Genomic DNA, 14097 nt, shown 5'->3' on the forward strand with positions numbered 1-14097 from the left:
TGTCAGGCAGAGTCGAGATCGGATTTCATCATGCGGTGCATCACTGTGGCGATCCTGACCGGATCATCGGCCACAAGGCTGCGAAGCACGGCTTGTTTTTCCTCACGGGTGGCGCGGTTGCCCAGAACGCTGATCGCCAGATCCTTCTGGCGTCTCTCGGCACCACCTTCGAGATTGTCCATCTGCAACCCGCGCGCGCTGTCATAGGGCGCAAGGCCTGTGCCGCGTGCTGCAGGCTGGGTCTGCCGCATCAGCAACGGGCGCACGACACCCAGGCCGACAACCGCGACCAAAGCGATCAGCGCGAATTCTCGCAGGGCGCTGGGAACCCAGTCAAGGTTCATGCCCGGTGCCTCGGTCAGGATTTCGGGATGCGCAAAAGGTTGGGCAAGGATGGTCACACTGTCACCGCGATCTGCGTCGAACCCGATTGCGGTTTCGGTCAGGCGCTGAAGGTCCGCGATAAGTGTCTCTGGCATGGCGGGTGCGTCGGCGACCCCGCCATCGGCCCCCGCAGTTGTTGCGGGGGCCCTGATGACAATGGCCGCAAAGACACGTGTGATCTTGCCGATTTCCTCTTGCGTGCTGGCAACCGTGCGGCTGATTTCATAGTTGCGGGTGCTGCCTGTGGTCCTGTTGCGGATGTTATCCACCTCGCCGCCGGTGCCGGGGGCATCGGTCAGTTCGCCTTCGGCTGGCGGTGTATTGGCCACCGCGCCGGGGATGCCGCCTGCCGCTGCATCTCGGGTCAGGGTATCGGTCAGTTGCTCGCTGCGAAGGGCGTTGCCCTCGGGGTCGACGCGTTCCTCGGTGATCTCGCGACGGGTGAAATCCATGCTTGCCGTGACCTCGACCGACAGGTTGCCCTGACCGATAACAGGCGTCAGCAGGGCCTCGATGCGCTGCCGCATGAGGTTTTCAACCTCGACCCTGTGGCGCAACTGACGCTCGCTTAGCCGGCCTGCATCGTCCATGTCCCCGCGCGACAACAGGCGACCTGTCTGGTCTACCACGGTCACATCGCTTTGAGCCAGTCCTGAAACCGAGGACGAGACCAGATGCACAATCGCCTCGACCTGACCGGGGTCCATGACCCTGCCTGCGGCAAGCGTCAGGAACACCGAGGCGCGCGGCGGAAGACTGTCGCGCAAAAAGGCCGATTTCTCGGGAAGTGCCAGATGGACGCGGGCGGCCTGCACGCTGGCGATTTCCGTGATGGAACGCGCCAGATCCAGTTCCTGAGCCTGACGCAGTCTGGCCGCTTCCAGCGCACGGCTGGCACCCATCGGTAAATCCGACAGGACGCGGTCACCATCGGGCACGGATTGCGGCAAGCCCTGTGCGGCAAGCGCCAGTCGGGCACGATGATAGTCGCCCGAGGGCACAGTGATTTCGCCGCTTGTCCTGTCAACACGCGCTTCGATCCCCGAACCGCCCAATGTCTCGATCACGCGCGCCTTCTCGGCCTCGGCCATGCCCGGATAAAGGGTTGAACGGGGTGTTTCACGAAGGGCAAGCCATACCAGCAAGGCAAGCGCTGTTGCGGCAACCAGAATGATGGATGGTAAGGCGCGCCGCACGGCGGGCTGTTCGGTGAAACGGGTAAAGCCTCCGGTCAGGTCACGCAGCCGCGCAACCGCACCCGAAGCAGGTGCCGAGGGCAGAGTGTCTTGTCGCGGAACCGGAGACAGCGCCATAAGTTGAAACCTTAGTTTTCGGGCCGCGTCAGAGCGGCATGTTCATAATGTCGCGGTAGGCGCCAAGCGCCTTGTTCCGCACGTTCAGTGTCAACTGGAACCCCAGCGAGGCAACTTGCTGGTCGACCATCACAGCCGCCAGATCCTGCTCGATCCCCATCTCCCATGCTTTGGCGGACTGCGAGGCTTGCGCCTGCGATGCCTTGAGCTGGTCCAGCGCCGTTTCGATCCTGTCGCCAAAGCCCTTTGCTGCCTCGGCAGGTTTTGCGGTCTGCGCGGGTTGCAGGGGAACCAGATTAAAGCCGCTTCCAACGGGTCCGATTGTCATGGTGTTACCCTCACACAGCCTCGGCGAGGCGCATATGGTTTCCCATTTGGGTCAGAAAGCTCGGGTTGGAGGGCATCCGCAGACCCGTTCCGGTGTCCAGAAGGATATCCTCGATCCCGATGGTCTGCCCGTCACACAAAACCAGCGCGCGCTGGATGACATTTTCAAGCTCGCGCACATTGCCGGTCCAGTTGTGGCGGCGCAACGCTGCCATCGCCTCGGGGGTGAACAGCGGGGGCGTGCTATCGCGCCAGTGGCGGCGCAGCAACGAGACGGCTAGCGCGGCAATGTCTTCGGGACGTTGTGCAATGGCGCGCGTTGTCAGCGGGAAGACATGCAGACGGTAGTACAGATCTTCACGGAAGCGGCCTTCGCGCACTTCCAGCGACATGTCACGGTTGGACGTGGCGACAATACGGATATCCACGGCTACTTCCTCGGAAGAGCCCAGCGGCGTGACACGCCGTTCCTGAATCACGCGCAGCAGTTTGCTTTGCAATCCAAGCGGCATTTCCGAGACTTCGTCCAGTAACAGCGTGCCGCCATCCGCAGCGCGGATCAGCCCGCGATTGGCTGTCGCCGCGCCGGTGAAAGAACCCTTCTCATGCCCGAACAGCATCGCTTCCAGCATGTTTTCGGGAATGGCGGCGCAGTTGATCGCCACAAAGGGCTTGTCGGCGCGGCGGCTGGCGGCGTGGACCGAACGGGCCAGGACTTCCTTGCCGCTGCCGGTCGGCCCGTTGATGAACACAGTGACATCGGTGCGGGCTACGCGTTCGGCCAGATCAATCAATGAACCTGTTGCCGGATCGCAAGCGACCATCGGGCGCAGCGGGGCTGCAAGGATATCGACCAACATCAGCAGTGCAGGATCGTGCAAGGGGTCGCAGGAGGCGGCAGGCGTGGGCAAAGAGATGCGGATCAGACGCGCGCCCAACTCGCTTTCGATGGCGAAGGTCTCTGCATTTTCGCGCAGGATCACAAGGCTGCGGATACCGGCGGCGCGTGCCGCATCCTGCGCGCGACGCTCTGTGATGGCGTCGGCGGCTGTTGCGACAAACATGACTGCCCCGCATCCCCGTTCTGCAACACCGCGCGTCACGCCGATCCGGCGCCGCTGCAGCAGCTGCTCCAGAGCATCTGCCGAGGAGAACTGGGGATCGAGAAAATGCAACTTGGTCATGGTCAAATCCTTTTACGTCACCTGAACTTGTTAAGGCAGGAACCATGCCAAACCCCGCGTTTTAGAGGAGTCTCGAAAGATACTGCTCTCTTTCTGCGGAATCCTGCGGTGTGACTGGATTTTGCATGGAAATAGGGAGGGTAAACGCTGTCGGAAAACCCGAAAACAGCATTGCTATGAAAGGACTTGACGGAAATTCGACGCTCGAAAGCCTGCCTGCCTGGTCCGAAAGGATGGGTCGCTGCACCGAAAGGATGGGGGCTTTCTGAAGGGCGGTGTTAAATTTTCCGCCGTTCGGTCGTTACAGGAACAGATCCTGATCAGACAAGGCCCAGAGAATGCTCTCAAAAACATATCATTTAAAATTTCCAAGCCTCGATGCTGCACAGATCGCGGCCCCTTTTGTCGTCGAGACATTGGGCAACGCCATTCCGACCTGCAATCTTACAGGTCTGAACGTCGTGATCTCGAAAGAAGGCGATGTCTCTATCAACGTCTTCTTCCCCAACATCAACGATCTCAAAGGTTTCGAGAAGAAACACGGGGGTTTCCTCGACACGATGAAAAAGACGTTCCTGTTTAAATCCAACGGGTTTGACGGTGTCTGCATCTTCAACTTCGACCGGTCCGAAGAAGCTGCATGACGGCGGCTGGACTGGCCCCGAACTTGCAAAAGAGGCTCGGGTTCATCTGTCAAACACATAACCGAAAGAGAAAATGACTCAGTATCGTCGCCAGTCCTGCAACAGGTTGCTGCGCTCATGAGTGCCGCCGGTCCCGAGATTGCTCCCGAGGGCGGGCTCATGCGTGTGCCGTCCGAACGGATTGGCCGGCTCATGGATCTGGTGGCGGAACTGTCTTTGTCGGTGGCCGAGACCGTCCGGTCGCCCGATCTTGTCGGGCTGGAGCTGTCGCATTTCGAAACGGCGGTGCACCGGTTGATGATGATCGTCCGAGAGGTGCAGGACGCGGCCACGGATATGCGTCTGGTGCCTGTCGACGAGGTGTTCAAACGCCTGCGGCGCATGCTGCGGGAGCTTGAGCGTCAGACAGGCAAGAAAATCGAGATGGATATTCAGGGTGCCGAAACTCAGATCGACAAACTGGTCGCGGACCGTCTGTATGATCCGCTGCTGCATGTCTTGCGGAATGCTGCCGATCACGGGCTTGAACCGCCGCAGGATCGTGTTGCTGCCGGTAAGCCTGAAATCGGTAGTATCATCCTGTCAGCGGCACAGGTCGGCAGCGAGGTCCGGATCGTTGTCGAGGATAATGGTCGTGGCCTTGACCGTGAACGCATCCTGCACAAGGCACGCGAGCGCGGTTTCTTCGGTCCGGACGAAGAACCAGAGCCAGCCGCATTGTGGAAGGTGATCTTCGAGCCCGGTTTCTCGACCGCCGAAAATGTCTCCAACCTGTCGGGGCGCGGCGTGGGAATGGACGTTCTCAACACGACAATGGCGGCTTTGCGCGGCCGCATCGTGGTCGACAGTGCTGCGGGGCAAGGGACTCGCGTTTCCCTGCATATTCCGGTGTCGCTGGCCTTTCTGGATTGCATCATCCTGCGTCTCGGGCCGCGCCTTTTTGCGGTGCCTGTCGACATGGTCGCGGAAATCGCCTGTCCGGGTCCGCATGATCTGCCAAAGCTCTCGGCGGGTGGCGGGCAGGAGCTGTTCCGCCTGCGTGGTGGCAGTATTCCGGTTTGCCGGCTCGAGAATTTCTTTGACGGAATGCAGGCCGAGCCGCGCAGCATGGACGCCCCGCCGCAGGTCATCGTCGTGTTCCAGACCTCCAACGGCCCCCTCGCTGTGCCGGTCGACGAAATTCTGGATCGTCAGCAGGTTGTCATGAAACCGCTGGTAGGAAGGCTTGCACAAGTGCGGGCAAGTTATGGCTGCGCTCTTCTTGGCACTGGCGAGGTTGCACTTGTGCTGGATTGCGAACGGCTGGGTGCCGTGGGCGGTCTGCCATGACGGTAATGCGCACAAGCGAACAGGACGGTTTCCAGACGATCAAGCGCTGGCTGGAAGACCGCTGTGCGATCCACTACCCCGACCACAAGCGCAACTTGCTGCAACAAAGACTGGCGCGGGTTCAGCGATCTTTCGGGATGCCCGATTTTGCGAAGCTGGCCTATGAGATCATGCAGGCCCAGAACCATGAGGTTCAGCTTGCTGTCATGCATGCGGCCTCGACCAATCACACCTATTTCTACCGTGAAAAGGATGTGCTCGAGCATTTCCTCGGCAATGTTTTGCCGCAGCTTGCCCAACGCAACGAAATCCGTCTGTGGAGCGCGGCATGCTCGTCGGGTGACGAAGTCTATACACTGGCCATTATGATTGCCGAAACGCTTGGCATGGACACACTCAGGCGCACGACGATCCTTGGAACCGATATCAGCGCGCCGGTGATCGAGCTTGCAGAAAAAGGGGTGTATCCGGCGCGGCATCTGGAACAGGTGCCAGCGCATATCAAGTCGAAATACATGCAGCCCGTCGGGATCGGTCATTTCCAGATCGTGCCCGAGATCCGCCAGGCCTGCACATTCCGGCGCATGAACCTCAAGACGACACCCTTCCCCTTCCGCAAGCCGTTTCAGGCCGTCTTTTGCCGGAATGTTCTGTATTACTTTACCCATCAGGATCAGATCGAAGTGGTCGAGACCATCGCCGACCATGTCGAGGATAACGGCTGGCTGTTCACCAGTGTGACCGAGTCGGTGCGCGACCTGTCACCGCGCTGGCGGCAGATCATCAGTGGCGTTTCCCGCAAGAGAGGGGTTGCCACATGAACACTCTGTCAACGCGCCGCGCGGCCGTGCGTGTTCTGATCGTCGATGATTCAGCGATGATCCGCAAAGTTCTGTCCATGGGGCTGTCGACCGATCCGATGATCGAGGTGGTCGGCACCGCCTCGGGTGCGGAACAGGCATCCGAGATGATCCGCGATCTCAGACCTGAAGTGATGACGTTGGATATCGAGATGCCCAGGATGGACGGTGTCACCTTCCTGCGCCAGTTGATGCCGGTTAACCCGCTGCCAACCGTGATCATCTCAAGCGCCACGCAACGTGGTGCCGCGGTGACACTTCAGGCTTTGGAAGCGGGTGCCGTAGATGTCATCGCAAAGCCGTCGCTTGCTGTGGATACCGGCCTCAAGGATATCATGGCCGACGTCTGCCGCAGGGTGCGTGCCGCGGCTCTTGCCCGCCCCTCACAAATGGCAGGTTGGGTGTTGCCGATGGGGGTAAGACCCCCGTCGCGGCATCCGGAGAACCGGATCATTGCCATTGGTGCATCAACAGGCGGGGTGCAGGCTTTGGCCCGCGTCTTGCACACGATGCCCCAAGACGCACCGGGGATCGTTATCGTGCAACATATGCCACAAGGTTTCACCAAGGCATTTGCCGACCGTCTGAACGCCGAATTGCAAATCAATGTGCGCGAGGCGCAGGATGGTGACCGGGTTCAGTCCGGTGTCGCGCTGATCGCGCCGGGTGGGTCGCGTCATATGGTTCTGGCTGGGACTGGCCCGCATTGGCGTGTTTCGTTGGTCGAAGGCGATCCTGTCTGCTTTTCGCGCCCCGCTGTCGACACCCTGTTCCATTCTGTTGCCCGTCATGCCGGCAAACAGGCCAGTGCGGCACTGCTGACGGGCATGGGCAAGGATGGTGCCGCAGGGTTGCTGGCGATCAGACATGCCGGTGGAAACACGCTCGCGCAGGACGAGGCGACTTCGGTTGTCTGGGGCATGCCTGCTGCGGCCGTAGACCTGAACGCCGCAATGTCGGTGAAACCGCTTGATGCCATCGGCCCCTCGCTTCTGGCCGCGGCAGCCAACCCTGTTGCGCGCGGCACATATCGTTTCAATTCGCAGGAAGGAACTGCATCATGATGAACCAGACCACACCAGCGACGGCGTCGCAGGACGCTTTGATGGCCGCAGATCTGGAGACCGATACGATCGCGGACATGTATCTGACCTTTGATATCGGACCCGAGGAATACGGTGTTGGTATCGCGGGCGTGACCGAGATTGTCGGCATGCAGCGGATCATGCCCATTCCGGATATGCCGGACTACCTTAAAGGTGTGATCAATCTGCGTGGCAAGGTCATCCCGCTGATGGATGTCCGCCTGCGCTTCGGGATCGTGGAACGTTCCTATGACGACCGGACTGTGATCATCGTGATGGAGGTGGGAGACGCCCCCATAGGTCTGATTGTAGACGGCGTGCGCGAGGTCCGCGAGATCGCGGCCAGCCAGATCGACAGCCATGCGCAATTCGGGCGCGGGCAGGGACGTCAGGTCATTGCCGGAATCGGGCGTCTGGACGGCGGTGTTGCCGTTTTGCTTGACCCTTCCGTTCTGGTGTCCGACGGCGATCTCGCGCTTGGTCGCGACAAGGGCGTGGACTGATGCGCGTTCTGATCCACAATCAGAAAGGCGGCGTCGGCAAGACGACCACGGCGGCTAATCTGGGCGCGGCCCTTCTGCGCGGCCGTCTTGCCAGACATGTTGTATTGGCGGATCTGGACCCGCAAATGCACCTTACGGCTATGCTGACCCCTGCCAGATCAACGCCGGATTGGACCGTGTCCGACTGGCTTGCGGGCCGGCCCGGTCAACCCGTCGCCATCGAGGGCGAAAAGGGTTTGCTGCTGGTACCTGGAACGGACGCTCCGGTGCAGAACGTGGCGCCGCAGCCTGACACATTCAAGAAGAGCTGGACGCTGATCGACAGCGCGCCTGCATGGTCCGATCACACGGCGGTGCTGAGCCATTGGGCAGAGATCATCCTCTGTCCGCTCGAACCAGATTTTCTGGGCTTGTCGGGCGTCAGCCGTCTGCTAATGCGCTTTGCCGAAATCGGTGTCCCGCGCGCGCGTCTGCGCTTTTTGCTGTGCCGCTACTCGGCGCGCCTGTCCGTGCACCGCGATGTGCGTGCCAAGCTTGTCGAGCGGCTTGGGCCGGAACTCGTGCTTCCTGTCACGGTGCGCAGTTCTGTCCGCCTGTCCGAGGCGCCGGGCTTCGGACAGACAATATTCCGTCATGCGCCCGCAAGCACCGGATGTGCGGATTATACCGCGCTCGCGCGTCTTCTGGCGCGACCCGCTGCCCAACCCAGCCTGAGGAGTGCCTGATGACCGGCCAGAAAAAAACGACACGCAAACCGTCTGCCCGCGCAGGACTTGGCAAAGACCCGCTTGCATGGGTCGTGCCGCCCGCCGCGGTCGAGATTGCAGCACAATTGCCCGAAGACCTGCCGGAAACGGCCGCCAAACCTTTTCTCGCAGACGATACCCCCCATCCAGCGGACAACCTCCAGCCTTCAAGGACCAACGCCATGACCAATGACAACGAAGATCTGCTCCAGTGGGACAAAATCCCTGCAATGGATGCCCTCAACGTCTTGTTTAACCCTATTACTATTGCTGATGCGGACGCCATAATCCGCTTCGCCAACGAGGCAGCCTATAAGATGTTCGAAGCGATGGAGACCAGTATCCGCCGCGACCTACCGAATTTTGTAGCGCGCGATATCGTGGGTCAATGCATCGACGTATTCCATAAGAATCCGGCCCATCAGCGCCAGATGATGAACGGTATGAAGTCCCTGCATGAAGGTAAGTTCGTTCTGGGTGGTAATTCTCTTTCCTTCCGCGCAACGCCTATCTTGCAGAAGAATGGTCAGTTGGTATCTGTCTTTGTTGAATGGCAAGACCAGACTTCGGCCGTTGCGGAACAACACCAGATCGCCAATCTGATCACCGAAATCCAGAAAATGTCCGAAGCCCATGCCAACGGGATGATCAGCCATTTCATTCCGGTTGACGGAATGGACGACAGAGCGCGGATCGTGGCTGAAGGCACAAACCAGATGGTTCTGGGACATATCGAGACCAAGAAGAAGGTGCTTGCCTGCGTGTCGGAATTCGCCAAGGGCAATTTTGACGCCCAGATCGAGAAATTCTCGGGCGAGCGCTACTTTATCAACGATGGTATTGAGGCGATCCGCGAGAGCTTCAAGAAAGTCACGTCGGAGATCCTGCGTTTCTGTGACGAATTGGCAATCGGCAATCTGGATCAGCAGATTGATCTCGACGGGTTCACCGGCGACTATCGGACGATCGTGGATACGATGGAACGGGCCTTGGTGTCTTTGAACGAGACGATCTCGGCGGCCAGCCAGCAAATCCAGCAGATTGCGATCACGGTCGAACAGATGTCGCAATCGAGCCAATCGCTGGCGACGAACTCTCAGATCCAGTCGTCGTCAGTTGACGAGGTTTCGGCCTCAACCGAGCAGACCAACGCACAGGTCAAAGCCAACGCGGCCTCTGCGGATACGGCATCCAAGCTGGTCAGCGGCGCGGCTGTGGCAGCAGATGACGGCACCAGGAAGATCGCCGAGATGGTGCAGGCGATGGAAGGCATCCGCGGCTCGTCGCTGGATATCGCAAAGATCATCAAGGTGATCGACGAAATCGCCTTCCAGACCAACCTTCTGGCGCTTAACGCGGCGGTCGAGGCGGCACGCGCAGGCCAGCACGGGCGCGGTTTCGCAGTCGTAGCGCAAGAAGTTCGGAATCTGGCAGGACGTTCTGCCAAAGCGGCACGCGAGACTTCGGACCTGATTGATGATGCCTCGACCCGCGTGAAATCCGGTGTGCGGATTGCCGACGAAACGCGGCAGGCCTTTACTAAGATTGCCGGAGACATCGGTCAGGTCAAAGAGCTTGTGAATGACATCGCGATTGCCAGCGAGGAACAGGCCCGCGGCGTGACTCAGGTGACCGCGGCCATCGGCGAAGTGGCAAGATCGGCCCTGACGACCAGTCAGCAGGCTGACGAGTTGGCGGCAAGCGCCACCCAGATGTCGAGTGCCACCGAAATGATGCGCCGTGACTTCAACCGCTACAAGCTGCGCAAGGTCACCGCGCCTAAACCCAGCGCCACATCGCTTGAGGATCTCTCGCCCGAGATGCTGGCACAACTCCGCAGCATGATGATGGCACAATTCGGGTCGAACCATCCGGCCGGCAATGACCGGAGCAAGATGAACGGGACGCATGCAGCCGCGTCAAATGCCAACGTCGACCGCGATGAACGCGGATTTGCAGACTTCTGAACCAAACTGCCGCCGGGCTCCTCCCTGGCGGCCCCCGAAACCACGGAGAAATGACAAATGTCCTATAATGTAATGATCGTCGATGATGCCGCGATGATGCGCCTCTATATTTCAAGCTTTATCAAAGGTTTGCCGGATTTCAAAGTTGTGGCGCAAGCCGCCAATGGCCAAGAGGCGCTGGACCGTCTGGCCAATGGTGCCGAGGTTGACTTGATCCTTCTCGATATCGAGATGCCAGTGATGGACGGGCTTGAATTCCTGCGTCATGCCAAGCTGAAGACGCGTGCCAAGATCTGCATGCTGTCTTCTGTCGCGGTATCCGGCTCGCCTCACGCGGCGAAGGCACGCGAGTTGGGGGCCGATGGTGTGGTGGCCAAACCGTCCGGCACAGTGTCCCACGATCTTGAAGAGAAAACCGGCGATGAACTGGCAAGCACGATGCGTGCTGTCATGGCAGCCTGATCCGTCTTTTCCGAAACACCGGCAGAAAGTAATGCGGCATGTCTGACGAAATGGATGAAATCTGGGCCTTGTTCGTCGATGATGGCGCACAGGCAATGGATGCGATGGAAACCGCTCTTCTGGCGCTGGAAAAAGCCACGGGCGAGCAACAGCCCCCCCATATCTCGGCCTTGTTCAGGGCTGTGCATACTTTCAAGGGAAACTCGCGTGTTCTGGGATTGGGGGTCGTAGAAAGCCGCGCCCATCTGGCAGAGGACTTGATCGGTCTGGTTCGGGATAGCGGCGTTCCGCTTGATGCCGAAATCCATGCGCTGCTGTTGGAAACCGGCGACAAATTGCGCGACATGCTGGAAACAACCGGCACAACACGCGCTGATGCCGATCCTGCGGATACCGAAAACCTTGTGCAGCGGTTGCGCGACAAGATCGCGCGCTGCACTGCACCTGTTGATGCAGATTTGCCGGTAGCGGATGCCGTGGACATGGTTGCGCCTGTTGGGGAAATTGATCGGGATCCTGACGCCCCCGACGCCGCCCCAGAGGATGCTGCACTGACGGATGCGCCGTCGGGCGATAGCCCTGATACGAGAACTGATAGGATTGTCCCGATTGATGAACCGGCACCCGTGGCGCGCAAAGAAACTTCGCGCCTTGCCGATGATCCCGTCTATCGCAAGATTTTCGACGATATGGCAGCAGATGCCCTTGTGAAACTGACCACGGCCAGCATGAACGAGGATGCAGCCGAGGCCTGCAACGCTGTTACCCGCGTAATCCGTGATCTGGATCATGCGGCCACCCAACTGGGCCTCGATGAATGGTCGGCGATGCTGTGCGGTTTTGCAGACATGCCAGATCCGGTTGATGCCACCATCTTGATAGATGCCATCTCAAAACAATCCCAGACCGATGCATCAGGGCAAGCCGTCGCGCCGGCTACGGCACCCGATCGGGGTGGTTTTTTCTCGCAACTGGAAGAACCGCTATCCATCATCGCGCATATCGGCATAAGCCTGTCCACCGGCGAACAGATTGATACCAGCGCCAGGGAACAGGCGATTGCACAGATATGCCAAGCGGCGGATCGTTTTGGCTATGTACGTGTTTCTTTTGCAGCCGACCTGCTGCGTTCATCCCAAACTCCCGCCGCATATCGCCGACAGGAACTGAACCTTTACGAAGAGCTTGCTTCGGTCGAGGCTGTTCTGGGTCAGAACAGCGATGAAGACGGAATGAGCCCTGCGTCGCTTCTGGCCAGTTGGTGTGCGGATCATGTTTTTGACACGCTGGACGAGCTTGACCAGACGTTGGAACGGATGCGCCTTGGCAAACTGGAAGGCGGCGGCCAGCGGGAGTTGGAGCGTCTTGTGCGCCTCGTGCACCATGCGTGCCGCCACTACGACCTTGTTACCGCCTCGCAACTTGCGATGTCCCTGCTGGATCTGTTCGGACGCGGCCATGCGCATGGCAAAGGCCCTGACGCCATCCTGATGCGCATTGCGCGCGGCTTTATCGACACGCTGGAGCTTGTCTTCGACGCGCTGCGTGTCGGCGAAGCGCCGGATACCGAACGGCTGGAGCAGCTGTTTCAGGAAGCTTCTGAAGTCGGCTTCACAGGGGCCGGTGTGCTGACGGCTACAGCGGTCGAGCGTAGGCTCGGCTTGCCTGCGGAATTCCATCGGGTGCTGTCCCCCGAAAGCACGCGCGCAGCCGCCGAGGCGATAGCAGCGGGACGGCAGTTCTATATCCTGCGTGCCGATGTGAACGATGACAACGAACTGGCCGAGGCCCTGTTTGTCTTTATCGGGTCGGGTGCGATTCAGGCCATTACCAATGTGACCGTCTTTCAGGGGCAAAACACGCTGTTCGATTTCCTGATTTCAACCGCGCTGGACGAGATGGCTTTGGCTGAGGCAATGGCGAACATGGACCCCGGCGGCAAACGTCTTGTGATTCTGCGCCACCTGTCCCTGTCCGAGGAAGAGCAGGACGCAACCTCCGGCAACACAACGGATGCCGCCGAGCCAGGACTTGACACGGCGGCCGGTCTGGAACTCTCGACCGGTATACTTGAGCAGATCGGTGAGATCGCCGCCGGTCAGGCTATGGTACACGGGATGCTGTCCGAACTGGTCGAGGACGATCTGGCGCAATCCGTGGATTCGGTTCTGCGTCTTCACGGGCATGACCCACAACAGGCGCGCGCCGCTCTCAAGGGGCTTGCGGACACGGTGATGGACCGGCTTCGCAACATGGCGCAGATCGAGACCCAGCTTCTGGGCCATATGGCAGAGTTGCAACAAACCACCGCCGAATTGCGCGCGCGTCCGGTCGAAACCGTGTTGCGGCCTTTGGTTGCGATGGTTGCGACGCAATCCCGCCGCAACGGACGGGAAGCGCGGCTGACAACCGTCGGTGCGGAGATGACACTGGATATTGCTGTTCTGGAAAGTCTGAAGCGCTTGCTGAGACCATTGGTGATGGGGCGGTTATCCCTTGGTGATGCCGCACCGCGCAGGTTACATCTGTCGGTAAACCGCAGTGACGATCAGCTTTCGGTGACGCTGGACGATGATGGCCGCGAGCCTCTTGATGCAGAGGATTCCGCCAAACTGAACGCCGATCTCGGCCGTGTTGGTGGTCGTCTGCGCCATGTGCGTCTGCCCGATCTGGGGCAGCGTTATCACATTAACCTGCCGATGAACCTTGTGGTATTGGAAGGCATGGTGGTCGGGGCAGGAGCTACGCGATATGTGCTGCCCGTTGATGCGATAAGAACCATTCTGCAACCAGATCCCAAGGCGCTGTTCACGCTTGCCATAGACGGCGGGCAACGCATGTTGCGGCTAAGCGCTGACGAGGTGATCTCGGTGCGCGCCCTGCCCAAGGCAAAGGTTGACGAAGATATTCTGACCCTTGAGGATACCGCAACAGATGAAGACCTGTCCGTCATCGACGGAATGAACAAGGTTCACATCATTCTGGGGCGCGCAGGCCAAAGCGTGGCGATCCCCGTCGATGATCTTGTGGGGCAGCAACTGGTTCTCTTGCGTCCGCTCAAGGGCGTTATGTCCAAGCTAAAGAATATCTCGGGCGTGGCTTTGCTTTCGGGTGGCGATGTCGGGATGGTTCTCTCTCCTCGCGCCTTTTGCGCCGGAAGCGACGATATGCCGGAAGCAACACTTCTGGCGGGATAGCAGCCCGTTGCCAACGCCCCGATAGCAAAGCAGCCCTGCACTATACGTGGGACTGCTATCGGTATGTCTCGAACAGTGCAGGCAGCAGAAAAGAAA

At 59.6% G+C, this 14097-nt stretch carries 12 protein-coding genes; 9 read left to right on the forward strand and 3 right to left on the reverse strand.

All coding sequences use genetic code 11. The features are described from left to right. Nucleotides 1–2: 2 nt before the first annotated feature. Genes fliF through K7H22_RS03805 form a run of 3 tightly spaced genes read right to left on the reverse strand, consistent with a single transcriptional unit; the run spans nucleotide 3 to nucleotide 3208 of the window. Nucleotides 3–1697 carry a flagellar basal-body MS-ring/collar protein FliF gene (gene fliF, locus K7H22_RS03795; protein WP_230799411.1) on the reverse strand — a complete coding sequence of 565 codons (1695 nt, stop codon included), beginning with the start codon at nucleotides 1695–1697 and terminating at the stop codon, nucleotides 3–5. A gap of 28 nt (nucleotides 1698–1725) precedes the next feature. After that, on the reverse strand, nucleotides 1726–2025 hold the full coding sequence (fliE, locus tag K7H22_RS03800; RefSeq protein ID WP_230799412.1) for a flagellar hook-basal body complex protein FliE: 300 nt from the start codon (nucleotides 2023–2025) through the stop codon (nucleotides 1726–1728). Between the two features lie 10 nt (nucleotides 2026–2035). Continuing rightward, nucleotides 2036–3208: a sigma 54-interacting transcriptional regulator gene (locus tag K7H22_RS03805; protein WP_230799413.1), complete on the reverse strand. Its 1173-nt coding sequence runs from the start codon at nucleotides 3206–3208 to the stop codon at nucleotides 2036–2038. Nucleotides 3209–3546: 338 nt separating this feature from the next. Between K7H22_RS03805 and K7H22_RS03810 the strand changes: the two genes are divergently transcribed. From K7H22_RS03810 to K7H22_RS03850, 9 genes are all read left to right on the forward strand, one after another. After that, nucleotides 3547–3852, forward strand: a complete 306-nt coding sequence (locus K7H22_RS03810; RefSeq protein WP_230799414.1) for a hypothetical protein — start codon at nucleotides 3547–3549, stop codon at nucleotides 3850–3852. 117 nt (nucleotides 3853–3969) lie between these two features. Beyond that, nucleotides 3970–5181, forward strand: a complete 1212-nt coding sequence (locus K7H22_RS03815; protein ID WP_230799415.1) for a chemotaxis protein CheA — start codon at nucleotides 3970–3972, stop codon at nucleotides 5179–5181. Then, nucleotides 5178–6002, forward strand: a complete 825-nt coding sequence (locus tag K7H22_RS03820; protein ID WP_230799416.1) for a CheR family methyltransferase — start codon at nucleotides 5178–5180, stop codon at nucleotides 6000–6002. The genes K7H22_RS03815 and K7H22_RS03820 overlap by 4 nt, the downstream gene beginning before the upstream one ends. Next, nucleotides 5999–7105 carry a protein-glutamate methylesterase/protein-glutamine glutaminase gene (locus K7H22_RS03825; RefSeq protein WP_230799417.1) on the forward strand — a complete coding sequence of 369 codons (1107 nt, stop codon included), beginning with the start codon at nucleotides 5999–6001 and terminating at the stop codon, nucleotides 7103–7105. The genes K7H22_RS03820 and K7H22_RS03825 overlap by 4 nt, the downstream gene beginning before the upstream one ends. Then, nucleotides 7102–7629, forward strand: coding sequence for a chemotaxis protein CheW (locus K7H22_RS03830; RefSeq protein WP_230799418.1), 528 nt, complete (start codon nucleotides 7102–7104; stop codon nucleotides 7627–7629). The genes K7H22_RS03825 and K7H22_RS03830 overlap by 4 nt, the downstream gene beginning before the upstream one ends. Then, complete coding sequence (locus K7H22_RS03835) at nucleotides 7629–8354, forward strand: ParA family protein (RefSeq protein ID WP_230799419.1); 726 nt, start codon at nucleotides 7629–7631, stop codon at nucleotides 8352–8354. The genes K7H22_RS03830 and K7H22_RS03835 overlap by 1 nt, the downstream gene beginning before the upstream one ends. Next, the gene (locus K7H22_RS03840; protein WP_230799420.1) at nucleotides 8354–10342 is read left to right on the forward strand and encodes a methyl-accepting chemotaxis protein; all 1989 of its coding nucleotides are present in this window, start codon (nucleotides 8354–8356) and stop codon (nucleotides 10340–10342) included. Before K7H22_RS03835 ends, K7H22_RS03840 begins: the two co-directional genes overlap by 1 nt. A gap of 57 nt (nucleotides 10343–10399) precedes the next feature. Further along, nucleotides 10400–10804: a response regulator gene (locus tag K7H22_RS03845; RefSeq protein WP_230799421.1), complete on the forward strand. Its 405-nt coding sequence runs from the start codon at nucleotides 10400–10402 to the stop codon at nucleotides 10802–10804. 38 nt (nucleotides 10805–10842) lie between these two features. Beyond that, entirely contained in the window at nucleotides 10843–14001 is a 3159-nt protein-coding gene (locus K7H22_RS03850; RefSeq protein ID WP_230799422.1) for an Hpt domain-containing protein, read from the forward strand. Nucleotides 14002–14097: the final 96 nt, after the last annotated feature.

This window comes from Seohaeicola saemankumensis (assembly GCF_021021435.1).
Classification (GTDB): Bacteria; Pseudomonadota; Alphaproteobacteria; order Rhodobacterales; family Rhodobacteraceae; genus Seohaeicola.

What these genes read in the sequence shown, in the direction of transcription:
- K7H22_RS03810 (WP_230799414.1), top strand. Translation starts at nt 3,547, where the DNA reads ATGCTCTCAAAAACATATCATTTAAAATTTCCAAGCCTCGATGCTGCA.
- K7H22_RS03820 (WP_230799416.1), top strand. Translation starts at nt 5,178, where the DNA reads ATGACGGTAATGCGCACAAGCGAACAGGACGGTTTCCAGACGATCAAG.
- K7H22_RS03845 (WP_230799421.1), top strand. Translation starts at nt 10,400, where the DNA reads ATGTCCTATAATGTAATGATCGTCGATGATGCCGCGATGATGCGCCTC.
- K7H22_RS03835 (WP_230799419.1), top strand. Translation starts at nt 7,629, where the DNA reads ATGCGCGTTCTGATCCACAATCAGAAAGGCGGCGTCGGCAAGACGACC.
- K7H22_RS03840 (WP_230799420.1), top strand. Translation starts at nt 8,354, where the DNA reads ATGACCGGCCAGAAAAAAACGACACGCAAACCGTCTGCCCGCGCAGGA.
- K7H22_RS03815 (WP_230799415.1), top strand. Translation starts at nt 3,970, where the DNA reads ATGAGTGCCGCCGGTCCCGAGATTGCTCCCGAGGGCGGGCTCATGCGT.
- K7H22_RS03830 (WP_230799418.1), top strand. Translation starts at nt 7,102, where the DNA reads ATGATGAACCAGACCACACCAGCGACGGCGTCGCAGGACGCTTTGATG.
- K7H22_RS03805 (WP_230799413.1), bottom strand. Translation starts at nt 3,208, where the DNA reads ATGACCAAGTTGCATTTTCTCGATCCCCAGTTCTCCTCGGCAGATGCT.
- fliF (WP_230799411.1), bottom strand. Translation starts at nt 1,697, where the DNA reads ATGGCGCTGTCTCCGGTTCCGCGACAAGACACTCTGCCCTCGGCACCT.
- K7H22_RS03850 (WP_230799422.1), top strand. Translation starts at nt 10,843, where the DNA reads ATGTCTGACGAAATGGATGAAATCTGGGCCTTGTTCGTCGATGATGGC.
- fliE (WP_230799412.1), bottom strand. Translation starts at nt 2,025, where the DNA reads ATGACAATCGGACCCGTTGGAAGCGGCTTTAATCTGGTTCCCCTGCAA.
- K7H22_RS03825 (WP_230799417.1), top strand. Translation starts at nt 5,999, where the DNA reads ATGAACACTCTGTCAACGCGCCGCGCGGCCGTGCGTGTTCTGATCGTC.